The 22,370-nt window shown below is 62.6% G+C and carries 17 protein-coding genes; 11 read left to right on the top strand and 6 right to left on the bottom strand.

The window, feature by feature from the left end:
- The first annotated feature begins 123 nt into the window (after positions 1 to 123).
- The 7 genes from ptsP (at position 124) to PLANPX_RS25520 (ending at position 8,293) form a co-directional block, all read left to right on the top strand.
- A complete protein-coding gene (gene ptsP, locus PLANPX_RS25550; RefSeq protein WP_152101457.1) occupies positions 124 to 1,866 on the top strand; it encodes a phosphoenolpyruvate--protein phosphotransferase in 1,743 nt (580 codons plus the stop codon).
- Between the two features lie 460 nt (positions 1,867 to 2,326).
- Positions 2,327 to 4,036 (top strand): Rne/Rng family ribonuclease, encoded by a 1,710-nt coding sequence (locus PLANPX_RS25545; protein ID WP_152101456.1) that lies wholly within the window; start codon positions 2,327 to 2,329, stop codon positions 4,034 to 4,036.
- Positions 4,037 to 4,141: 105 nt separating this feature from the next.
- Positions 4,142 to 5,506, top strand: coding sequence for a YeiH family protein (locus PLANPX_RS25540; protein WP_152101455.1), 1,365 nt, complete (start codon positions 4,142 to 4,144; stop codon positions 5,504 to 5,506).
- Complete coding sequence (locus tag PLANPX_RS25535) at positions 5,496 to 5,816, top strand: hypothetical protein (RefSeq protein ID WP_172992333.1); 321 nt, start codon at positions 5,496 to 5,498, stop codon at positions 5,814 to 5,816. Before PLANPX_RS25540 ends, PLANPX_RS25535 begins: the two co-directional genes overlap by 11 nt.
- Before the next feature lie 189 nt (positions 5,817 to 6,005).
- Positions 6,006 to 6,320, top strand: a complete 315-nt coding sequence (gene rplU, locus PLANPX_RS25530; RefSeq protein WP_152101453.1) for a 50S ribosomal protein L21 — start codon at positions 6,006 to 6,008, stop codon at positions 6,318 to 6,320.
- A 185-nt stretch (positions 6,321 to 6,505) separates the two neighbouring features.
- Positions 6,506 to 7,294 carry a PEP-CTERM sorting domain-containing protein gene (locus tag PLANPX_RS25525; RefSeq protein ID WP_172992332.1) on the top strand — a complete coding sequence of 263 codons (789 nt, stop codon included), beginning with the start codon at positions 6,506 to 6,508 and terminating at the stop codon, positions 7,292 to 7,294.
- A gap of 24 nt (positions 7,295 to 7,318) precedes the next feature.
- Positions 7,319 to 8,293 carry a DMT family transporter gene (locus tag PLANPX_RS25520; protein WP_152101451.1) on the top strand — a complete coding sequence of 325 codons (975 nt, stop codon included), beginning with the start codon at positions 7,319 to 7,321 and terminating at the stop codon, positions 8,291 to 8,293.
- Between the two features lie 247 nt (positions 8,294 to 8,540).
- Here PLANPX_RS25520 and PLANPX_RS25515 read toward each other — a convergent pair whose 3' ends face one another.
- Complete coding sequence (locus tag PLANPX_RS25515; protein WP_152101450.1) at positions 8,541 to 9,494, bottom strand: choice-of-anchor A family protein; 954 nt, start codon at positions 9,492 to 9,494, stop codon at positions 8,541 to 8,543.
- 346 nt (positions 9,495 to 9,840) lie between these two features.
- Here PLANPX_RS25515 and PLANPX_RS25510 point away from each other — a divergent pair, with 346 nt between their 5' ends.
- The 3 genes from PLANPX_RS25510 to PLANPX_RS25500 all read left to right on the top strand — a co-directional run bounded on the left by PLANPX_RS25510 (position 9,841) and on the right by PLANPX_RS25500 (position 14,669).
- The gene (locus tag PLANPX_RS25510) at positions 9,841 to 11,913 is read left to right on the top strand and encodes a hypothetical protein (protein WP_152101449.1); all 2,073 of its coding nucleotides are present in this window, start codon (positions 9,841 to 9,843) and stop codon (positions 11,911 to 11,913) included.
- Positions 11,914 to 12,211: 298 nt separating this feature from the next.
- A complete protein-coding gene (locus PLANPX_RS25505; RefSeq protein WP_152101448.1) occupies positions 12,212 to 13,267 on the top strand; it encodes a hypothetical protein in 1,056 nt (351 codons plus the stop codon).
- A 184-nt stretch (positions 13,268 to 13,451) separates the two neighbouring features.
- Entirely contained in the window at positions 13,452 to 14,669 is a 1,218-nt protein-coding gene (locus tag PLANPX_RS25500) for a PEP-CTERM sorting domain-containing protein (protein WP_152101447.1), read from the top strand.
- Positions 14,670 to 14,831: 162 nt separating this feature from the next.
- Here PLANPX_RS25500 and PLANPX_RS25495 read toward each other — a convergent pair whose 3' ends face one another.
- Together PLANPX_RS25495 and PLANPX_RS25490 are read right to left on the bottom strand one after the other, a co-directional pair.
- Entirely contained in the window at positions 14,832 to 15,536 is a 705-nt protein-coding gene (locus tag PLANPX_RS25495) for a PEP-CTERM sorting domain-containing protein (protein ID WP_152101446.1), read from the bottom strand.
- A gap of 81 nt (positions 15,537 to 15,617) precedes the next feature.
- Positions 15,618 to 15,881, bottom strand: coding sequence for a hypothetical protein (locus PLANPX_RS25490; RefSeq protein WP_152101445.1), 264 nt, complete (start codon positions 15,879 to 15,881; stop codon positions 15,618 to 15,620).
- Positions 15,882 to 16,001: 120 nt separating this feature from the next.
- Between PLANPX_RS25490 and PLANPX_RS25485 the strand changes: the two genes are divergently transcribed.
- Complete coding sequence (locus tag PLANPX_RS25485; RefSeq protein WP_172992331.1) at positions 16,002 to 16,790, top strand: alpha/beta hydrolase family esterase; 789 nt, start codon at positions 16,002 to 16,004, stop codon at positions 16,788 to 16,790.
- Between the two features lie 340 nt (positions 16,791 to 17,130).
- On the opposite strand, the gene PLANPX_RS25480 is transcribed toward PLANPX_RS25485, so the two are convergent.
- The 3 genes from PLANPX_RS25480 to PLANPX_RS25470 form a co-directional block, all read right to left on the bottom strand.
- Positions 17,131 to 17,604: a hypothetical protein gene (locus PLANPX_RS25480; RefSeq protein WP_152101443.1), complete on the bottom strand. Its 474-nt coding sequence runs from the start codon at positions 17,602 to 17,604 to the stop codon at positions 17,131 to 17,133.
- A 502-nt stretch (positions 17,605 to 18,106) separates the two neighbouring features.
- A complete protein-coding gene (locus PLANPX_RS25475; protein WP_152101442.1) occupies positions 18,107 to 18,922 on the bottom strand; it encodes a restriction endonuclease in 816 nt (271 codons plus the stop codon).
- A 201-nt stretch (positions 18,923 to 19,123) separates the two neighbouring features.
- Positions 19,124 to 22,237 (bottom strand): vitamin B12-dependent ribonucleotide reductase, encoded by a 3,114-nt coding sequence (locus tag PLANPX_RS25470; RefSeq protein WP_420844087.1) that lies wholly within the window; start codon positions 22,235 to 22,237, stop codon positions 19,124 to 19,126.
- Positions 22,238 to 22,370 lie beyond the last annotated feature (133 nt).

Below are 22,370 nucleotides of genomic sequence, written 5' to 3'. Positions count from 1 at the left end.
GCTGGCCGACGCGCGGGGCGCGTTGCACGAAGATTTTGACGACGCCGGGGCAAGGCGGGCCCTAGCGAGCGGATGCTTGTCGCAGCAGCACGAACGCCGGCGCGCCCCCAAAGCGAGGGCGCTATGGAACGCCTCCAAGGGATCGCAGTTTCGCCCGGCGTGGCAATCGGCGAAGCCCTGATCCTCGACAACGAAGGATTCCGCATTCCGCGGCGGTTCGTCGGACGCGACGCCGTCAGCGAGGAGCTTGCGCGCCTCAATCGCGCCATCGAAGCCGCCACGGCCGAGGTCGACCGCAATCGCGGCCGCGTTGCCAAAGAGCTCGGCGATGAAGTCGCCGCCATCTTCTCGGCCCATCTGCAGATGCTGAACGATCGGCGTCTGCGGCAAGAGCTCGAAGAGATGATCCGCACCCGGCACTACTCGCCGGAGTACTCGGTCAGCCGCGCACTCGGCAAATACGCCAAGGTTTTCCAGTCGCTCGACGGCGAGTACATGGCCGAACGGGCCAACGATATTTTCGACATCCAGAAGCGGCTGCTGCGGCACCTGCTCGGCACCGCCCGGCAAGAGCTGGCCCACGTCACCTCGCCGGTGCTCGTGCTGGCCCACAACCTCACGCCCAGCGAGACGGCCAATCTCAATCCGCAGTTCGTGATGGGCCTCGTCACCGAGGTCGGCGGACCCGGCAGCCACACGGCAATCGTCGCCGAAGGCCTCGGCATCCCCGCTGTCGTCGGTGTCGGCAACTTCCTCACCGACGTCTCGGGCGGCGAGACGGTGATCATCGACGGCGACCAGGGCCTCATCTTCCTCCACCCGGACGAAGAAACCCTCGCCCGCTACCGCCACGAAGTCGAAGAGCAACGGTCGCTCGCCGTCAAACTCGAAACGCTCCGCGATCTGCCGGCCGAGACGACCTGCGGTTGCCGCATCACGATGCTCGGCAACATCGAGTTCCCCTCGGAAGTGCAGCAATGCGATGAGCGCGGGGCCGACGGCATCGGTCTCTACCGCACCGAGTTCCTGTATCTCGGCCGCGACGACGACCCGCCAGAAGAAGCGCACTTTGCCGCCTACAGCGAAGTTGCTCGGGAAATGCACGGCAAGCCCGTGGTGATGCGGACGCTCGACCTCGGCGCCGACAAGATGCGGACGCTCCCCGATCCCGAAGATGAACGCAACCCGTTCCTCGGGCTGCGCAGCATCCGGCTCGCGCTGAAGAACCGCGACATGTTCCGCGTCCAATTGCGGGCCATCTTGCGAGCTAGCGCTCACGGGCAAATCAAGCTGATGTTCCCGCTAGTGAGCACGATGCTCGAACTGCGGCAAGCGAAGATGGTGCTCGCCGACGCGATGGAAGATCTCGAAGAGGCGGGCATCCCGTTCGATCGCAACATCCCCGTCGGGATGATGGTCGAGGTTCCCTCGGCGGTGATCATGATGGATCGCTTCGCCGAAGAGTCCGACTTCTTCAGCATCGGCACGAACGACCTGATTCAGTACTGCCTCGCCGTTGATCGCAGCAACAAGGATGTGGCGAGCCTGTACACGGCGGCCGATCCGGCGGTGATTCGGCTGATCGACATGGCCGTGCAAACCGCCAAGCGATTCGATCGCCCGATCAGCATGTGCGGCCAGATGTGCGGCAATCCCTTATACACGATGCTGCTGCTCGGCATTGGCTTGCGGACGCTTAGCGTCACTCCTTCGGCGATCCCCGAAGTGAAGCGCGTTTGTCGCAGCGTCTCGATCGAGCAGTGCGAACGCGTTGCAGAACAAGTTCGCGCGCTGGAAACGGCCCGCGACGTGAAGACCTACTTGAAAGAAGAGCTATCGAGAGTGTTCCCGGAGTTCCCGGTTTAAGACAAAGACGAACCACGAAGACGCGACGACTCAAAGAAAAACATAAAGCAAATAACAGAGTAACGGAGACGAGAGAGTATTTCTGGGCGCCAGTGGCATCCCGCCAGTTCAGAACTGGGTACACGCTTGGGGCCTCTCGCTGGCAAGCCGCCGGCGTCACGCCACGAAAAGCGGTTGCCCAAGTTCAGTTTTTAGAAGCAACCATCCCGCAGCCTTTTGGCTTCGGATCGTCAGTTAGAGACTTACGTAAATTTTCGCCTTGGGCGGACGAGAGCGACCTTGTTGAACGCGATTGCGATGAATGGCCACGATCGACGGAGCCGGCGCTTAGCGCGGCGCGTCGCTGGCTGCTTCGCCGCGTCGGCCGCTCCTCGTCTCGATGCCGAGGCCATCTGGTCAGCGTGCTGCGCGAGCCCGGTCGGGCGTCGCGCGGCGCCATCCAACTTAAGAAAGAGTTTCCATGAAGCAGGAGATGCTGATTAACGTCGCGCAGCCGGAAGAGTGCCGGATTGCCATCTGCGAAGACGGGGTTTTAGAAGAGCTGTACATCGAGCGGAGTAGCCAAGACAACTACGTCGGCAACATTTACAAGGGGAAGATCGTCAACCTGGAGCCCAGCATCCAGGCGGCGTTCGTCGACTTTGGCGTCGGCCGCAACGGCTTCTTGCACATCAGCGACGTCGAGCCGCAATACTTCCGCCAAGGCGGGTACGATCCCGACGTCGAGATCTCGCCCGGCGGACCGCCGCGTCGCGACGAGCGCGACCAGCACGACGACGAGTTCGGCCATGATGACGATGACGACAACGAAGACGACGACTTGGAAGAAGTCGGCGACAACGGCCGCGCCACCCGTCGTGGGCCGAATGGCGGCGGCGGTGGTCGCACCGCGCAGAAACGCATGCGTCCCGGCGTGCGGCCGCGCATCAAGCCGCCGATCCAAGAGATCTTCCGCCGCGGCGACGAAGTCCTCGTCCAGGTGATCAAAGAAGGCATCGGCACCAAGGGGCCGACGCTCTCCACGTACATCAGCATCCCGGGTCGGTACCTGGTGCTCATGCCGGCGCTCGGCCGCATCGGCGTGTCGCGCAAGATCGAAGACGACGACGCCCGCCGTCGCCTTCGCGATATCCTCCGCGAACTGAACCCGCCGAAAGGCCTCGGCTTCATTGTTCGCACCGCCGGCACCGACCGGACGAAGAAGGAACTGTCGCGCGACCTCGCGTACCTCGTGCGACTCTGGAAGGTGATCGTCCGCCGGATCAAGAAAGCCCCGGCGCCGTGCGACATCTACCAAGAAAGCGACATGATCATCCGGACGATCCGTGACATCTTCACGGGCGACGTCGACGGCATCTACATCGATCAGGCCGAAGCGTACGAACGGGCGAAGGAGTTCCTGCAGTTCGTGATGCCGCGCTATGTCAGCCGGCTCAAGCTCTACGAAGGTAAGGAACCGCTGTTCCATAAGTACAAGCTCGACGACGAGATCGCGCGGATCAACCAACGCAAAGTCCCGCTGCGAGGCGGGGGGTCGCTGGTGATCGACCAGACCGAAGCCTTGGTGGCGATCGACGTCAACAGCGGCAGCTTCCGCACCGACGGCGGCGCGGAAGAGTCGGCCTTCCAGTTGAACCAAATCGCCGCTCGCGAAATCGCCCGCCAGTTGCGGCTCCGCGATCTCGGCGGCGTCGTGGTGAACGACTTCATCGACATGCGCAAAGATCGCCATCGCCGCATCGTTGAGCGAACCCTCCGCGACGCGGTCCGTCGCGATCGCGCCCGCACGAAGATCTTGCGCATCAGCCCGTTCGGCCTCATCGAAATGACGCGGCAGCGCATTCGGCCGAGCCTCAAGCGGAGCGTCTACAAGGAATGCCCCGCGTGCGCCGGTTCGGGCCTCGTGAAGAGCGCCGAGAGCATGGCGATCGAAGTGATCCGCAAACTGATCATGTGCGCCCAACACGCCAGCGTCGCGCGGATCGCGGTGACGGTCGAAGAGGAAGTGGCGAGCTATATCAACAACCGGAAGCGTCGCGAACTGACGCGGATGGAAGACGAGCACACCGTGCAAGTGTTGGTGATCAGCCGCGAAGATCTCTCGCCGGAGTTCCTCAAGTTCGACTGCGAAGACGCCAGCGGGCGTGAGGTTCGCATCGAGGGGATGTAGTTTCAGAATATGTAGCCGCCAGAAGGCGCAAGAGACGCGAAGAGTTTTTCTCTTCGCGATTTCTGTGCCTTTTGGCGGCTATGTTCGTTTGGTGGCTTGAGCGTGATGGAAGAGAATCGCCCGCGATCGCCGTGGCTCAGCGAGGACGTTTGGTCGATTTGGCTCGGGTGGTCGGTGCTGCTCTTGGCGCTCGCTGCGACTTTTGTTGGATCGATGGGCGGCGAGAAGGTGGTTAACCCACTCGCTGTGCGGTCGACCGACCTCGGCTCGTGGGTGAGCAATCCGCTCGACGCGCTCGTCGACAAGCAGGGCGCGAGCGTCGTGCCGGGCGTGGCGTGCGTCTTCGTCGCGCTGCTCGCGCTCTTCTCGGCCGGTCTCGCGGGGATGCGCGAACGCGTCCGCGGTTTTCCGCTCGCCTTCGTTGCCGTTTTCGCGCTGGCGATCTTTGCTTACTTCCTCGCCGGGCAGAAGGTCGTCAAACACCTCAACCTGGAGTACGCCCTGTGGGCGCTCACGGCAGGGCTGCTCATCAGCAACACCGTTGGCACGCCGCGCTGGCTGCAGCCGGCGGTACGGGCCGAGTTCTACATCAAAACCGGCCTCGTGATGTTCGGCGCCGAGGTGCTATTTCACCTACTGCTCGAACTCGGCCCGCCTGGAGTGTTCATCGCCTGGGTCGCCACGCCGACGACGCTGATTCTCACCTACATCTTCGGGCAGAAGGTCCTGAAGATCGAATCGAAGTCGCTCAACATGGTGATCAGCGCCGACATGTCGGTCTGCGGCGTTTCGGCCGCGATCGCCACGGCCGCGGCGTGTAAGGCGAAGAAGGAAGAGCTCTCGCTGGCGATCGGCATCTCGCTCGCGTTCACGGTGATCATGATGGTGGTGATGCCGCCGGTGATCGATTGGCTCGAACTCGGCCCGGTTCTTGGCGGCGCGTGGATCGGCGGGACGATCGACTCGACCGGCGCCGTCGCCGCGGCCGGCGACGCCCTCGGCGAGACGGGGCTGCTCGTCGCCACCACGGTGAAGATGATTCAGAACATCCTGATCGGCGCCGTCGCGTTCGGCGTGGCGATGTACTGGGTGACGTGCGTGGAGAAGTCGCCCGACGGCGCGCGACCGAGCCTCGCGGAAATTTGGCGGCGGTTCCCGAAGTTCGTCCTCGGCTTCATCGCGGCGTCGATTCTCTTTTCGCTCATCTCGACGAGCGGGGATGAGGGGAAGGTCCTCGTCGGCGCCGCGACCGCCACGTCGAAGACGCTCCGCGGTTGGTGCTTCTGCCTGGCGTTCGTCAGCATCGGGCTCGAAACGAACTTCCGCGAACTGAAGCAGTACCTCGCCGGCGGCAAACCGCTGATCCTCTACCTCTGCGGACAGACGCTGAACCTGGCGATCACCCTGGCAATGGCGTGGCTCATGTTCACCAAGTTCTACCCCGACACCGCCGCCGCCCTTGCCCAGTAATCCTCCTCACCCATCGATCCCCACCAGCGAGCCGGGGCGTCCCGCCCCCGGCGCCCCCGCTCCCCGCGCCACCCGCTTGGCCGCCTACGCCGTAGCCCTCGCCGCCACTTGGCTCCTCATCCTCCCAGCCGCCGCCCGCATCCCCGCCATCCGCCAGATGATCGCCCGCCACGAGGCCCACGGCGTCGACCCCAGCGCAAAGTTCTACAGCGAACTCCCGGCGATGCCGATGATCTCCCAACGAGTCGAGGCCATCCGCCAGTCCGACCCGGCCGCGTTCGGCCTGCCGGAGCGGCCCGGCGGCGAGTGAACCGGGCCGTTTTCAGTTGAAAACGGGCGTTCGACGGCAAATCGGGCCGTTTGCCAGCCCCCCCCAGCGGGAAGGCCGGCGTTGTGGCGAACCACCCCTCGACGCCCCGCGGCAAATCAGGTAATTTACAGGGCTCGATTGGGCTAAATCGGCCCACCCTTGGATTCACGCTTTTTTCGGACGAGTCACATGTACGCGATCATTGCAGACAGCGGTAAGCAGTTGAAGGTTGAGCAGGGCCAGGAACTGCTGGTCGATTACCGCGATTTGGCCGCCGGCGCAAAGCTGACCTTTGATCGCGTCCTCGCCGTCAGCGACGGCTCCGGCTCGCTGAAGCTCGGCGCCCCGCTCGTCAGCGGCGCCAGCGTCGTCGCCGAAGTCATCGGTCCGGAAAAGGGCCCGAAGCTCGTCGTCCAGAAACTTCGCCGTCGCAAGAACTTTCGCAAGAAGACCGGCTTCCGCTCGGTTTGCACGAAGATCCGCATCAGCTCGATCACGGGCTGAAATCGATAACGTAGGCAACGCCACGGTCGGCGTTGCTCGTCGCTTGGAAGCGCTTGGCTGGCGAGCCGCAGCGCTCTCTGAGCGAGAAGAGACGGAAGTGCACATTCCGTTTCCGTTCGTGTGACGCTGCTGCGTAGAGTTTCCCCCGTCGGTGCATGCGCCGAGCGAGCGGGAGCATCGGCGTGATGCAGACGAACGTTTTTCTTTCGGGCCTGTTGGCTATTTGTGTCGCTGCGAGCGCGGCCCGCGCCGCGTCGTACAGCGAGTTCACCGCCAGCGATCTCTCCACTGATCCGCTGCAGCCGACGCCGTTCGCGCTCGCCCCCGGTCTCAACGATCTGCTCGCCGAAACCAGCGCCACGGACTTCGATTTCCTGCAGATCACGGTCCCGGCCAACTACGTGTTGGGCGCCATCACGGTCACCTTCCATGAGGACATGAACGCGGTCTTCGCGGGAATTCAGCAAGGGGCCGTATGGACCGCCGGTGCGGGAAGCGAAATCATTCCGCCGGCGATGCTCGGGTGGGTTAACTTTCCAACGAACCCCCAGCTTGGCCATGTGGGCGAGAACATCCTCGACGACATCGCCCTCGGCGTGGGGGCGACAGGATTCACGCCCCCGCTGGAGAGCGGCGTCTACACGATGCTCTTCCAAACGCGCAGCGTCGCCGTGCGGTACGGTCTCAGTTTCCGAGTGACGCCAGTCAGCGCCAGCCTAATGGGCGACTTCAATGGCGATACGCTCGTCGATAGCGCCGATCTGGCGATCTGGCGAGCCGCCTTCGGCCAGACCGCTGCCGGCGATGCGAACGGCGACGGCGTCACCGACGGCGTGGACATGATGATCTGGCAGCGCAACTCCGGATTGACGGGCGCCGCCCCCGCGGCGCATGCTGTGCCAGAGCCTGCCGCCGCTATGTTGACGCTCGGCGCCGCGGCGGGACTCGCCGTTCGGCGTCGCCGGCGGGCGTAGTTTCTTCCGCGCGGATGCCCACCATTGGCTAGTTACCGATCGTCGCTGCTGAAAGTGACCGTCGCCACGGTCCTGTTCGGCAGCGCCCCGGCCGCCATTCGAGCGATCGGCGTCGACTCGATCGCCCTCGGCGTCTGGCGGCTCGGTCTCTCGGCGATCGGCATGTCGATTATCCTCGCCGTCGGCCGCCGCGCCTCCTTCAGCGAACTCCGTAGCGAGGTCGCCCGCCATTGGCGCCTGCTCGCAGCGGTCGGCCTCTTCTTCGGCCTCCACTGGCTCACCTACTTCCAAAGTATCAAGATGGCGAGCGCCTCGATCGGCGCCATCGGCTTCTCCACATGCGGCGTCCAGTTGCCGCTGCTCGGTTGGCTGTTCGGCTTCGGTCGGCCGCGCGCGCTGGCGATGGTCGGCGTCGCGCTCGCGATGGCGGGAAGCTGGCTTTGCGTACCGATGGAGGACGGCGCCGACGGGCAACTGCTCGGCCTGCTCGTCGGCATCCTCAGCGGAACCTTTTACGCCGCATTGCCGATGCTCCATCAACGCCACGCCCACCTCGACAACGAACTCCGCACCTGGGGCATGTTCGTCTTCGCCCTGCCGGTCTTCCTGGTGATGGCCCCGGCGGCCGAGTGGTCGATGACCGCCCGCGATGCGTGGCTCGTGTTTCACCTCGGTGTCGTCGTCACGCTGCTCGGCCACTATCTATGGGTGCAAGTGTCGACCGAGTTGCCGCTGCAACTCACCAGCGTCCTCGGCTACCTGCAACTCCCGGCGGCGCTGGTGGTGAACTACTTCATCGGCGAAGAGATGACGTTTGCGATGGCGGCCGGCGGCGCGTGCATCGTCGCGGGGAACCTGCTGGCCCTTTCGGGGCCGTTGCAGTCGACCAAAGTCGATGAGGCCAATACGCCTGAGGAGCGAGCAATCCTCGCAGATGAGCTGCCGGGAGACGCCGCCTTGCCGCTAAATGTTGAGTTGGAGTCCCGAGATCATGCGTAGGTTGATCGGGTTGTTGGTCTCCACTCGCTTGCGCTATGCTGTGGCTCCCTCCCCCTTGAGGGGAGGGCTGGGGAGGGGGTAACGAACCCTGGTACCCGCTGCCGTCACCCCTCCCTAACCCTCCCCTTCAAGGGGAGGGGACCTCAGGATGTGCCTTCCTTAAATGCTTGCCCTCTTCGCGTGCAAAAAACGGCCCCGGCGAGTCGCGCCCGCCAGGGCCGTCATTCACTTCAAGCGTGCAGCAAAACTACTTAGCCGCCCGTCGCTTCGCCGCAATCGCCGCCAGCCCGACGCCGGCCAACACGCACGTCCCCGGCTCTGGCACGATCGGCGTATACGGAATATCGCCGCCAAACGTGAAGTTGTGGAACTCCCCGCCGCTCTGCTGCAGCGCGCTCGCCGCCACGCCGACGCCGTTAATGCCGCCGCCGTTGATCGTCAGCGCCGCGTTCGGCGCCAACAAGCTGCCCAGCATCGCAATGTTGTTCGTCTGCACGGTCGTTGCGGTGGGATAGTTGAACAACACGCCCGCGTGGTTGTTGCTCGGCGAGCTGCTGCCGTTGTAAGACATGCCGCCGAACTGCGTGACGTCGCTCCCCGCGATGTTGATCAGCAGCGTCGCGTTCGGAAAGCTGTTGACGATCTGCTTGTTGCTTGTCGCTTCCCACACGCTTTCCGAGACGTTGAAGACGTTCAGCCCGGCGTTCGTCGCGGTGAGCGTCAGCGTCGAGTAGCCGTCGAAGACGACCGAAGCGTTCGTGGCCAGGGCGCCCCAGGCCGCGCTCTTCGCGGTGAGGTCGGCCTGAGCCGCGGCAAAGTTGACCGGATTGCCCTGATAGGTGATGCCGTTGGTCGTGGTCGGCGCGGCGGTGAGGCTCGTCCCCCACACGGCGTTGCCGTTGAACACTTGCCACCCGCCCTGGGCGTTCATGTTCCCGCCTACGACCAGCACGTCGGTGCGAGGATTGGTGATCGGCACCGCGGGCCCGACGCCGCCGGAACCGACGCCATAGCTGCTGGCCGTGAAGTTTCCGCCAACCGCGAGGCGACCTTCGGTGTCTTGGCCGTGAGAAGTGAGATTGCCGAACACGAAGCCATTGAAGGCGTTAGCGGCGCCAAGATTGGCGGCGCGAGCGCCGGTCGACAGACCGAGCGCAGCAGCGACGGCCAAAGCCGGCGCGCAGAGTGAGAGCAGGCGCATTAGCGAACTCCGGATGCAGAAACAGTGGGGTCAACGAACGATGGGGTCGCGCGGAACCCCGGCGCCGGGAAAAGAGTGCGGCCTGCCCCCGGCAGAGAGCCCCCAACCTGGGGGGCTGCTTACTCGATTATGCTTGGCCGCTCGAAGTCGAGCAATAGACCGCTTCCGCCCCCTTTTAGCCCCCGGTTCTTCAAACCGGGGGCACGCGCGGCCGCAACCGGCAAGCGCCATTTCTCTCGCCGAGAACCCTGTCGCCAAGCCACGCCTTTAGCGTTTCCCTTCTATAGGCGATGCACGCCGCAACAGGGGCGGCGATAGTGCCTCGCCAACTTCGAGGGGAACAGCGATGAACGCAACACGCAGCAACCGCATTTGGCTCGCCGGTACGATCGGCCTCCTGCTCGCACTAGGGAGTGCACCCGCAGCCCGCGCCGTCGACAAGTCGTGGAACGCCGCCGACAGCGATTCATGGTCGAATGCAGCCCGCTGGACGCCGGCCGGCGCGCCGGGCGCGGCCGACGTCGTCCGCCTCGGCAACCTCCCCGGCGTCGTCAACCACACCGTTTTCCTCAATCAGGACGCAACGATCGCCGGGCTGCAAATTTCCAACGGCATGGCCCTGCAAAACGAAGGGCACGTGATGATCGTCGCCGGCGACACGACGCTCAGCGGCGACAACACGCGACTCAACGTTGAAGACGCCGGGTTCGGAACCGACTATTTCACTCATGATCTCATCATCGGCGCCGAGTCTAACGTCTGGCTGCAAAATGGCATCATCGGCGTCAGCGAAGACTTGATCGTGAACGGCCAGATTCGCGGCCTCTTCAACGACAACGGCGGCGTTCAACTCTCGGGAACGGGGACGACGCTCACGAACAACGGCCTAGTCGCGGCGGGCGCGGGCGTGATCAATTGCATCCAAACGAACGACGGCGCGTTCGATCTCGACGGACAAACCGGCAACGGCGAAATCTTGGTCAGCGGGAGCGATGTCGCTCGGCTCAGCTTCAGCGGTGGAGCCATCACCGACGCGTTCAGTGGATTGATCACGCTTGGCCCGTACGCTCGGCTCAACATGAGCGTCGGCACTTGGACCGCTGATGCGTCGAGCTTCATCGACGTGTTCGGCCAGCTCGGCAATCAAGGCCCGGCCGAGCGAGCGGTCATTAGCGGCGACCGCGTCACGCTCGCTGGCGGAATCGACGTCGGCGGCTGGACGGCGACGCTCGAAGTCGCCGCCGACGCCACGCTCGCCCCCACGGCGAACGTCGTCGTTGGCGAGGACGATCGCCTCATCTTCCTCGGCGACACCAGCGTCGAGGGGGGAACCTTCAACACCAACGGCATCGGAGAGCACGGCGGGCAGGTCAACTTCAACGGCGCTACCGAGTGGGCCGGAACCATCACGGTCAACGGCCGCGCCCAGCAAAACGGCGACGCTTCCGTCACGTCGCCGACGGTGGTCAATGCCGGCCTGTTCGATTTCAGCGGCGAGGATAATCACACGAACTGGAATATCGCGGCGCCCTTCGTCATCAACGCGGTCACGACGAAAACCGAACCGTTCGATTTTTTCGAAGGCGAGATGACCATCAGCGGCGGATTCTTGGGAAAGCTCACGATGAACCTCGGCGGCGGTACGCAGTTTGGTTGGTCGATGAATGGCGTGCTCAATCTCTCCGGCAACCCCGTGCTGTTCGTCAATCGGATCGACGGCGCTCACTTCGTGATGAACGGCCAGATGAACGTCGACGCCACGAAGGTCGAAATCGGCGCCAACGTGTTCTTCTGGCCCGATGCACAGCTGAACTTCGCCTCAGCCGCTTCGCAACTGCGACTGCGCGGCGAGTCTCACTTCCTCAGTGGAGCGGAGATCAACGGCGCGGGCACGATTATCAACGGCCTCGGCGGCGAGATGTGCATTCATCACACGGTCGTCTTCGATGCCGCCGGGCTGGAGAACCACGGTCGCTTGAAGTTCCGCGGCATCGAGCCCGACCTGGCCGCGTTGGTCGCCGTCAATCGGTTCGTGAACGACGACGACGGCACGCTGCAAGTCCGCGTCGGCGGTGACGCGCTGGGCGAATCTTACGACCACCTGCTCGTCACCGATGGCGCCGCGACGCTCGACGGCTTGCTGGAGGTATTGCTCTTCGACGCCAGCGGCGTCCCCTTCGCCCCGCAAATCGGCGACGCCTTCCCAATCATCACCGCGCTTGGCGGCGTCGCGGGAACGTTCGACAACGCCCCCGTCTCGCACCGTGATGGCCTCGCCTACCACTGGGCCGTCGACTACTCGCCTTACCAGGTATCGCTCCGCTTGGAAGCGATCACCGTCCCCGAACCCGCCACGATGTTCCTCGCCATCACCGCAGCCGCAACCCTCGCGATGCACCGTCGCCGTCGCAAGCGCTGATCGTCTGGGTGGCCCACCGGGTAGCCCAGGTTGGCGTACTCGCCTACCTGGGCGGCGCAGCCACAAGAGGCAAGCGCCAACCCCCAATTCCCGGCCACCCCGGCCCTTTTTAGCCCCCGGTTCTTCAAACCGGGGGCTCGCGCCACTCCGCGCGCATTCTCCTCAAGGTGGCCGGAAATCGGTTATTGGATTCCCTCGACCAATATAGTAGTGTGAACGCACGTTCACTTCGTGCCGCCGGCGCCTGCCGCGGCCGAGCACTGCGCTCAACGCAAGTTCAACACAACGGGGGACAACAATGAAACGCCAATACATCCGCGGCCGCAACCGCGTCCTGACGCCCGAACTTCGGGTCAAGCTCTGCCAACTCGTTCGCGAAAGTTCCACGCTCGTCGAGGCCGCCGAAGCGATCGGCGTCTCGCTGCGCACCGTGCAGCGCGAACGCAAGTACGACGAAGATTTCGACCACGAGTTGCTCCTGGCGCTCAGCGCGCCGCCCGATCCGCTCAAGCTGATGCAAGCCGCCGCCCGCACCCACTGGCGGGCTGCCGCATGGTTGCTCGAGCGAACCCGGCCCGAGCAATACGCTCGCCGCCCGACCAACATGGCGCACGCCGGTCAAGTGAACCATGCCGTCAACGCGGTGATGGAAGCAGTGCTGCAGCTGTTGCCGCCCGCCGAGCAGGAGCGTCTATTCCCGTTCATCGACGCCGCCTGCCAACGGGCCCTCGACTGCTGCTTCCCGAACCTCGGCCCCTGGGGCCATCCGCGGTCGCCGAAGCTCCCGCAAACGCCGCTCGGCAATCATCTCCGCTGGAAACTGCTCACTCAAGCCCCGGGCGTTCCCGCCTTCCTCAACGATGAAGACCGCAAGCTAGCCGAAACGTTCATCAAGCAGGACGAGGCGGACGCCGAGCGAGCCGAGGGCTTCATCCAGCGAGCCAAAGAGGGCGTCCAGCGAGCCGAGGGGTTCATCCCCTCGGTAGAAGACAACCCCGACGACGACGCAACCGTCATCGAAGACGCCCCCGCGGCGCAAGCTGCGGCGCCAAGATGCATGGTCCCGCCAGCCGCGCCCAGCGATCCATCGCCGTCGCGTGAAGACCTCTACGAACTCGCCCTCGCAGAAGTGGATGCCGATTTCCCGCCGGCTTGCGGCGAGCGAACCGCATGCGCTCCAGGCAAAGAGCACTGCCTGGAGGGCAAGCTTGCATCCCCCTGCATCGAGCCCCGCCGCGCGGCGCCATCGACATCGCCGCCGCAAGAACCGCAGCCAGAGGACCAAGAGCATTTTGTCGCCAAAAATGCGTTTGGCGACAAAATGTCCACGCCAAAACCCCACCCCCCCGCTTAGCCCCCGGTTCTTCAAACCGGGGGGGATGAATGCCCGGTTCTTTGAACCGGCGGGCAGCGTAGCGTATTGCATTCCCGCGGCTGCAGTCGCGAATAATCGACATATGGCTCCCGAGAAGTTACATTAATCAAAGTTTTACGAGTCGTCGTGGTTTTCTGGTCATTAACTCTTGTCGAGGCGTCTCATGAGAATCTGCTGCGTGCGTGTCTGGCTGGGAGTCATTGCGGCATTGCTGTGCAGCGTGTTCGACGCGTACGCGGCGCCAAGCTATCGGTTAGTTGACCTGGCTGGCTTCCAGCCTGACGACATCAACGAGCAAGGGCAGGTCGCCGGCGTCATGCCTCCTCGATTTGGCTCGCCTGTCGCGGGGCTACTGCAGCCAGGGGCGACCGCTCCGACGTCAATCGCTTTCGGGACGGGGCTTTGGGATGGCGTGCGGTTGAATAACTATGGGCAGATTCTCAGCAAAAGCCCCGGCATACTCTCCGGGGCGTTGAGCCAACCCTTCTGGACCCCCGATCTGCCAAACGGCGCGTCTGGCGCCATCTCGCAGGCAATGTACCCGCCTGGGCCTAGCGGGAATCTCGAAGGGCCCATCGGCCCGGATATCGGCGAAGACGGGACGATCCTCGTGAACGGCTGGGATTTCGTCGGCGGGGGTCGGCAATCCTATATTTGGAAGCCATCGACGCCCAACGGGGCGACCGGTTCGATGACGCTCTTCGGCGGCGGCGGCGGGACGAACGTCGTCCTCAACAGCATCAACGAGCGGGGCGACATCGCTGGCGTCGATGCCAAGGGGGCGTTTGTTTTCATTCCCACCGTCCCCAATGGCCTCGCCGGCGTGCGGTATCCGCTCAGTGCGACTCCGATGGGGCTCGCGAGTTCTGCTGCGGAGATCAACGACGTCGGGCAGGTTGCCGGCGACACGGTCGTCGGCAATCGCCGGCACGCGATGTTCTGGAATCCGCAAGTTCCCAACGGCTCAACGGGCGTCATGTCCGATTTGGGGCTGTTGCCCGGTAGATTGCAAAGTCGCGCGGTCGATGTCAATAACGCTGGAATGGTTGTCGGCGTCGCTGATGATGATTCCGCAACCAGTAGCTCATCGGCCAATCTTATTAACGGCTTGTCGTTTCTCTGGACCAGCAGCGGCGGCATGCAGAACTTGGGCGACTTGCTCGACTCCACCGGCGCTGGCTGGCAGCTATATGGAGTTCGCGGCATCAATGACCGCGGCCAGATCGTTGGCATCGGTTCGTACGACCCCGACGGGCCAGGCGGCGTGCCGTTGGAAGTTCGCGGGTTCCTGCTCAATCCGGTCCCCGAGCCGACGACGCTTGCGTTAGTTTGCAGCGGATTCGCCTGTTGCCTGGCGGCACGCCGTCGGCAACGGCGATAGTCGCTACCGCGAGTTCGGGTAGCCCTGGTTGGCATACTTGATTGGACGGTGCTTGCTGAGAGCGTTCATGGCACGCAAAGAAAGAGTCGAGAGCCTTTGCCGCTCGTGGCATAAGACTCCCGACCCCATTGGCGTGGACGCGATTGATCGCTCCGTGTCGTCCTAGTCGCGGCGGCGGCGAACCGCACCGCAAGCAGCGACGCCCAGCGTCGCCAACAGCAAAGTCGCCGGCTCGGGAACGAGCGTGACCGAACCAGAGATGCCCGTGAGGTCGTTGGGATGACCGTTGCCGCCGTTGCCGACGACGAAATCGAGCGTGCCGCCGGCCGCCAGCGTCACCGTGTCCGTGAAGGTCGGCCCGGCGCCGTTGATGCCGTTCGGGACGTCTTGAGCGCTGTTGACCAGTCCGCTGTACAGCGGCGGAGCGAGGTTCCCGTTGAGGACGACGTGCACGTCGGTCGTCGTGTTCGCGGGGCTGTTGCCCGTGTACCCAACGTTGAAGTTGTACGTGCCGGCGACAGGCGCCGTGAATCGCAAGACGCCGTATTCGGCGCTGCCGGGATGGATGGTAACTTGACCGGCAGGCCAATAACGGCCGAAGGAGTCGACCGTCGACGAGGCGGAGGTGTTCTTTTCGATGTACACCTCTTCCGAAGCCGACCGCCAATGATAGATCGGATTGCTGCCGCCGGTGAGCGGCAGCGGGACGAACGACAAGCCGGTCGAAGAGCCGTAGCTCCACGGGCCGAGCGTGCTGGGATTGTTCGCCGTATCAAAACCGGCGGAGATGTCGTAGACGGTTGCCGCTTGGGCGGTGCTGGCGAATAACGCGGCAACGACCGCGACGCACAGCAAGATTCGCTTCATGATGTCTGACCTCGTGATGAAGAAAAGGTGGTGTCGCGCGAGAGAGGCTGCTCTCGTTCTCAGCCTGTTCCGCGGGTTTGCTTAATTGCTTTGAGTGAGTGCGTGCTGTTCCGCCAGGTATGCGGGGGGGCGGAGGCGTGCCAAGAATAGATCGTCGAGAAAAGGGAGGCGATTGAATGGTAATACAATTGCCAGGCTGTAGATTAACTGCCCGATGCAGGGGCGGCAATCACTTGGAAGGAAGTATTTGTCATATTTTTCAAGGGCGTTGCAGGCCTGTTTTTGTAGGGTTTTCTGCGTGAAGGCCGCAATTTTCGGGACGATCGGCTGGTGGCCGCCGTCCATTTACCTCTGATCGGCCGGCGGAGCGGTTTTTCGGCTTTCCTAATCGTGGTGAGTTCGGCGTCGATGGAAGCTGATCGTGCATTACCGACAGGGCAGAGGCGCTGGAAGAGGGCCGTCGGCGTGGGGATTCTCTCCCTGCTCGTCGGCGCTTTCGCCACATGGTCCTGGCAGCCGCAAGCTACGGTGGTGCACGGCTCGATAATCATCGACGGCGAGCCACGCGAGTACCGACTCGTAGCGCCAAGTGTCGACAAGCGAGCCGAGGGGTTCATCCCCTCGGTCTTTCCCTCACACCCAACCCCCGCCAAACCCAATCACAACATCCCAGTCATCTTCGCCCTCCACGGCGCCCTCGACACCGTCGACGAAATGGCCGCGTACACGGAACTCGACCGCCTAGCGATCGAAAAGGGCTTCCTGCTCGTCTACTTGCAGGGGCGAATGCTCAACTGGCCGCCGTTCATCCCGCCGGAGAATCCAGGCATCTACGAACCCGACGCGAAGTTCTTCAACGCCATGTGCGACTTCGTCGTCCGCGAGTACGACGTTGACCCGCAGCGGATCTACCTACTCGGCGTCTCGCAGGGCGGCGCGGCGGCGAACGCGCTCACCGCGATGTGCAGCGACCAGATCGCCGCCACCGTCGTCGGCTGCGGCTGGCTGCCAGATCCGCTCGGCGACAGCCCGCTGCAGACGGCCAACAAGTGCCCAATGCTGTTCCTCGTCGGCGACCGCGATCGCCAAGTCCCGCCGGCAATGGTTCGAAAAGGTTACGAAGCGTTCGAGCGGGCGGGGCATCCGGTAGAGTTCCGGATGATTGAGGGTTTCGGCCATGGTTGGCCGCGCCGCGAGAACGAACGCGTGTGGGAGTTTTTGGAAGGAAAGCGATTGGAGAAGGGTAGCGAGTGATTGTGGGTGGCCGCGACACTCGGCCGCGAACGACGAGCCATTCCGTGCAACAATGCCGGCCGCGTGTCGGGGTCGCGCCAGCGACAGGAGGTGATGGAGCTTACACGCGGCTTGCCTCGTGTTGCTGATGCAACACCCACACACTGGCGGCTGGAGCAGTTTGGAATGGAGGAGGCGTTTCGCCAGGGCGTCGGTGCCACCCGCGTTAGCTGCAAGGGGAGCCGATGTCTATTGGACACGTCTTGGTTTTTTGAGAAGAGAACCGATGCCCTGGTTGATAGTTTTCGGAGTCAAAAGCTAATTTTACCAGGGTATCGGTTTAATTCATAAGTCAAAATTGCTAGTAGGGGGGCGTCAGAGCATTGGCATCCCAAAGCTTATACGATGAGCCGCCGTCGTGGATTCCCACAAGCTTAAGATTCGAAATCTCCTCCCCAGGTAATAGCGTGATGTGAGCGGATTGGTAACCTGCCTTATGGAATAGTCGAAATACCGCGTTCGGGCCTGCAATTGCGGAAGTCGCTTCATCATCCCAACCGTTAGGCATCGTGGTTTGCCCGGCATCGTCTATCAGCAAAGGCTTACCACCGTAGTTATTGTCCTTATACAAAACGGCCCATACTCCATTTTTGTTTTTTGGGTTTGCTTTCACGGCGAGTTTCATCGCTGCCAGAAGCGCGGGACTTTGAGAAGGCATAAGAATCTCCAAGGTAAGTGGGAGGATGTGGCGACTGTCCGGCAAGTAATGTGCACTTTGCTTGTGCTTTTTCAAGGTGGGTGGTTGAAAGTATTTAAAACGGATGTGAAATGTCATTAATTTTCATAAGTGATCTGATCCTAGTTGCATTGCTTTTCGCTAACGATGGAAGACTCGCCAGTCTTTTGGGGGGAATACACCAAGAAGCCAGCCGCTGTTCCTTGTCGGCTCGCGCGACTGGTAAGGCTATGGTGCATTCGAGGAGGCTGACCACCCGGTGGAGGTCAGAGTAATCAAAAGCTTTGCGCCCCCCACGGCGGCCAGGGCAGGAGAAGGAGCGAGGGGAAGTTCTTGGGAGGAAAGCTGTTGGAGGAGATTCTGAGAAATCCCGCAAGAGCTAGCACTGCGAACGGAAGAGGGGGGCGGCCGACGAGAGAGGCACGGGCAGCGTGCTGGGGTCCCATTCCCGACGAGATGACAGTGGTTCTAAGTCGCGTCGCCTCTTATTGCTTGAAGCAGCACGGACACGCTGGCGGGCGGGCGGTTAGGAATGGAAGAGCGGTTTCGCGAGAGTGTTGGCGCCATCCGTGGTAGCCGCTTGGGGTTAACCTACGCTGGCTTAACCATCTCGCAATTGTTTGAATTGTTCAAAGGTCAATTGCTTTCGCTTCGGAAGGACGCGTCCTTGAACGCATGAAATTTGACCGCCAGCTTCCGAGAACAATCGACGACTGAGGGAAGCGGCCGAGATTGTGGTTGTTATACGGTTAATGTGCTTCGCAAAGTCTTCGCCATTAAATAGGTGCAACTCATTAGAGAGCAAATCGTGAAACTCGTCGTGCACACCAGGTGCGAAGTCCGCTGTTGTCGTGATTGCAGCGCACGTGGCATCCTTGTCGCGACTGAAAACACCCCACAGTGCTCGTACCTGCTCTGCTTTTACGCGTCGATTGGGGTTGTACGCCTTCGCTTCATGGAGGATTCGCGTCCACTTGTTTTCTGCAATTACATCGCGGCCTTTGTCATTGCTGCGGGGCGTTACGACAACTGTCTCGCATCCGTCAAGCCAGTGAGAAGCGGCGATGAAGTGCTCAAGTTTCTCGGGGCTCGTGCAGAACTCGAATCGGAAATGAGGGTTGTGGTATAGATGGTTGCTTATCTCGAACCAAGTAGCAGTTGGTGTTTGTACTCGACGTCCTTCTAGAGTTCGGGGGCCAAGTTCGACTATCTGTGTATGGAATAGCACAGACGGGTCGACGCTGAAGGCAGTGCTGATATGTTCTCGTTCGTGGGTTAGTGTGAAAGATTTGAGGTCTAAATGCCAAGGTGAGCTGCCAATCCATGTCTTGCTCGGGTCGCGTTCGTAGGCTGGTACGTCGCGGGTGCAGACTTTCTCCAAGCGTCCACCTATAAGAGCGAATAAGTCTTCTTTCATGGCTCGCTATCCTGGGATTACATAGAACGGGCGTCGAACAAGCTCGTAGCTCGTTCGACGCCCGTTGCGGTGTCACCCGGTTTTTGCTCGCTGCGGAACTCTGGCCGGACCCCTCGGAGTACCTCGGGGTGACAGGGTTCTTTCGCGAGGGGAAGACAAGGCCGCGGGGGTGAACCCCGCGGCTCGCCTTTTTCTTCTCGCTTAGCTGCAGCCCATGCTGTTGCCGCAGTTGTGGCAGAGGTAGCAGTTGCCGTTGCGGACGGTGATCGCGCCGCAGCCGTCGCACGCCGGGGCGTCGATTTGGAACTGCGCGAACTGTTCGCTGCGGATGTTGGGGCTGGCGGCGTCGCTCTTCGTCAGCACGCCGGCTCGTTCGAGGAGCTTGGCGCTGTAGAAGGAGTTGCCGTTGCCGTTAGAACTGTTGCCGTTGCTGCCGTTCTTGCCGTGACCGTTCGTGTGGCCATTGGTCTTGGCGGCCGGGGTCGGGGACGACCCGGCTCGCTCAGTGGAGCTTGCCGGCTTCGATGATTCCGACTTGGCCGCGGCGGGCTTTGCTTCCGAGCTGCTGGTCAGCCCGTCGGCCTTCTTGGCGACGGGCTTGTGCTGTGTGTCCGAAACCTCGTCGTCGCCGGCAGGGTTTGCGGCCGGGCTGGGGCCTTCGAGCGGCAGGCCCAAGCTCGCTTCCTTGTAGCCGGGGAGGAACGTGATTCCCATCCAGCGGAAGATGTAGTCGATCAGGCTCTTCGCGATGCGGATGTCGGGGTTCTTCGTATGTCCTTGAGGTTCAAACCGCATATGGCTGAACTTGCGAACATAATCTTCCATCGGCACGCCGTACTGCAGGCTCATCGAGACCGCGGTGCCGAAGGCGTCCATCAAACCGCCGATGGTCGAACCTTCCTTGGCCATCGTGATGAAGAGCTCGCCCGGGCGGCCGTCCGGATAGAGGCCGACGGTGATGTAGCCTTCGTGACCAGCCACGTTGAACTTGTGGGTGACCGACTGACGGGTGTCGGGCAACCGTTCGCGGCGGGGCTTCGCGATGGCGGCGACTTCCTTGGCCTTCGCCTTATCGGCTTCGGTGCCGGTGTTCAGCGGTTGGCTTTCCTTCGAGCCGTCGCGATAGATCGCGAGGGCCTTCAGGCCGAGACGCCAGCCGTCGAAGTAGGCCTGAGCGATGTCCTCGGTCGTCGTGTCGCGGGGCATGTTGACGGTCTTGCTGATGGCGCCCGACAGGAAGGGCTGAGCGGCGGCCATCATTGTGACGTGAGCTTGCCAGGCGATGCTGCGCGTACCGTTGCGCGGCGTGAACGCACAGTCGAAGATCGAGAGATGCTCGGGCTTCAGATCGGCGGCGCCTTCGATCGTATCTTCCTTGTTGATGTAGTCGATGATCGACTCGATCTCGGGTTGCTCGTAGCCGAGGGTGGCGAGAGTGGCCGGGACGGTTTGGTTGACGATCTTCAGCATGCCGCCGCCGGCGAGCTGCTTGTACTTCACCAGGGCGATATCAGGTTCGATGCCGGTGGTGTCGCAGTCCATCATGAAGCTGATGGTGCCGGTGGGGGCGAGCACGGTGGCCTGAGCGTTGCGGAAACCGTGAGCGGCGCCAGCGGCGACGACCTCGTCCCACACTTGCCGCGACGCATCGCGGAGGTACTCGGGGCACTCGGGCTTGATTTGCTCGGTCGCGGCGCGGTGCATTTCCATGACGCGGAGCATCGGTTCGCGATTGAGCTCGAAACCTTCGAACGTGCCGACGGCTTCGGCAAGTTCAGCGCTCGTCAGGTTGGCGGCGCCGTGGAGCAGGGCCGTCATGGCGCCGCAAACGCCGCGACCGGCTTCGCTGTCATAGGCCATGCCGCCCGCCATCAGCAGGCTGCCGAGGTTCGCGTAGCCGAGACCCAGCGGACGGAAGGCATGGCTGTTGCGAGCGATGTCTTGCGTCGGGTAGCTGGCGTGATCGACCAAGATTTCCTGGGCGATGAAGTAGAGCCGGCAAGCCGCGCGGAAGCGATCGGCGTCGAACGTGCCGTCTTCCTGACGGAACTTCATCAGGTTGATGCTCGCCAGGTTGCAGGCCGTGTCGTCGAGGAACATGTACTCGCTGCACGGATTGCTGGCGTTGATGCGACCGCTGTTCGGGCAGGTGTGCCAGTTGTTGATCGTCGTGTCGTACTGGACGCCCGGATCGCCGCAGTGCCACGCACAGTCGGCCATGCGGTTGAGGACGTCGCGAGCTTGGTAGGAGGGGCCGGCCTTCTTGGGGTCGGTGACCCAGCGGGTGGTCCACTCGGCGTTCTTCTCGACGGCGTGCATGAAGTCGTCCGTCAGGCGAACCGAGAGGTTCGCATTCTGGAACATGATCGAGCTGTAGGCTTCGCCGTTGAAGTTCGACTCGTAGCCGCCCTTTTCAATGAGGACGCGAGCCTTTTGCTCTTCCTTCCACTTGCATTCGATGAATTCCATCACGTCTGGATGCCAGACCTTGATCGACTGCATCTTGGCGGCGCGACGGGTCTTGCCGCCCGACTTCACCACGGCAGCGACTTGGTCGTAAACCCGCATGAAGGAAAGGGGGCCCGAGGGCTTGCCGCCGCCAGCGAGCTTTTCGCGATGCGAACGGAGCGTCGAGAGGTCGGTGCCGGTGCCGCTACCGAACTTGAACAACATGGCCTCGCTGCGGGCGAGCTCCATGATGTCTTCCATGTTGTCGTCGACGTGCTGGATGAAGCAGGCCGAGCCTTGGGGGAACTCGTAGGGGTTCTCAGGCTGAACGACTTCGCGGGTTTGCGGATCCCAGCGCCAGTTGCACTTGGCGCCGGTGACGCCGTATTGGTGGTAGAGGCCGACGTTGAACCACACGGGCGAGTTGAAGGCGCCGTGTTGGTGGAGGCAGAGCCACGACAGGTCGCGGCAGAATCGCTCGCCATCTTCGGCGGTGGCGAAGTAGCCGTCTTCGAGACCCCAGTCGGTGATCGTGCGGACGACGCGGTGGATCAGCTGGCGGACGCTGTATTCGCGCTGTTCAGTGCCGACTTCGCCGTAGAAGTATTTGCTGCAGATGACGTTGGTGGCGAGCTGCGACCAGAACTGCGGCACTTCGCAGTTGGTTTGCTCGAACAACACTTCGCCGTTCTCGCCCTTGATGGCGGCGCTGCGAACGTCCCATTGAACGGTGTCGTAGACGTCAGCCACCTCGACGGGGCAGAACTGGGCGTCGATCTTGAGCCGTCCATGGAATCGCTTGGCGGCACTGCGCGTGGAGCCAGCGGGACGGGATTGGGTGCGTGCAGCGAGCGAAGCGTCGGCCATCGCCATAATCAAACCTCCTGTTTCGGATCAGTCAGAAGGGCATCCTACCATTGTGTACAAAAGTACACACCCCAGCAATCAATCGGCATCGTCGCCGGTCGATCGTAGTACTTCCGTACTACATTTTGGGGAG

Source organism: Lacipirellula parvula, from assembly GCF_009177095.1.
Lineage (GTDB): Bacteria > Planctomycetota > Planctomycetia > Pirellulales > Lacipirellulaceae > Lacipirellula > Lacipirellula parvula.
This window is presented reverse-complemented; position numbering and strand designations above follow the sequence as displayed.

Coding starts and splice junctions, on each gene's coding strand:
- ptsP (WP_152101457.1), top strand. CDS start 124: ATGGAACGCCTCCAAGGGATCGCAGTTTCGCCCGGCGTGGCAATCGGC.
- PLANPX_RS25545 (WP_152101456.1), top strand. CDS start 2,327: ATGAAGCAGGAGATGCTGATTAACGTCGCGCAGCCGGAAGAGTGCCGG.
- PLANPX_RS25540 (WP_152101455.1), top strand. CDS start 4,142: ATGGAAGAGAATCGCCCGCGATCGCCGTGGCTCAGCGAGGACGTTTGG.
- rplU (WP_152101453.1), top strand. CDS start 6,006: ATGTACGCGATCATTGCAGACAGCGGTAAGCAGTTGAAGGTTGAGCAG.
- PLANPX_RS25525 (WP_172992332.1), top strand. CDS start 6,506: ATGCAGACGAACGTTTTTCTTTCGGGCCTGTTGGCTATTTGTGTCGCT.
- PLANPX_RS25515 (WP_152101450.1), bottom strand. CDS start 9,494: ATGCGCCTGCTCTCACTCTGCGCGCCGGCTTTGGCCGTCGCTGCTGCG.
- PLANPX_RS25510 (WP_152101449.1), top strand. CDS start 9,841: ATGAACGCAACACGCAGCAACCGCATTTGGCTCGCCGGTACGATCGGC.
- PLANPX_RS25505 (WP_152101448.1), top strand. CDS start 12,212: ATGAAACGCCAATACATCCGCGGCCGCAACCGCGTCCTGACGCCCGAA.
- PLANPX_RS25500 (WP_152101447.1), top strand. CDS start 13,452: ATGAGAATCTGCTGCGTGCGTGTCTGGCTGGGAGTCATTGCGGCATTG.
- PLANPX_RS25495 (WP_152101446.1), bottom strand. CDS start 15,536: ATGAAGCGAATCTTGCTGTGCGTCGCGGTCGTTGCCGCGTTATTCGCC.
- PLANPX_RS25490 (WP_152101445.1), bottom strand. CDS start 15,881: ATGGACGGCGGCCACCAGCCGATCGTCCCGAAAATTGCGGCCTTCACG.
- PLANPX_RS25480 (WP_152101443.1), bottom strand. CDS start 17,604: ATGACATTTCACATCCGTTTTAAATACTTTCAACCACCCACCTTGAAA.
- PLANPX_RS25475 (WP_152101442.1), bottom strand. CDS start 18,922: ATGAAAGAAGACTTATTCGCTCTTATAGGTGGACGCTTGGAGAAAGTC.
- PLANPX_RS25470 (WP_420844087.1), bottom strand. CDS start 22,237: ATGGCCGACGCTTCGCTCGCTGCACGCACCCAATCCCGTCCCGCTGGC.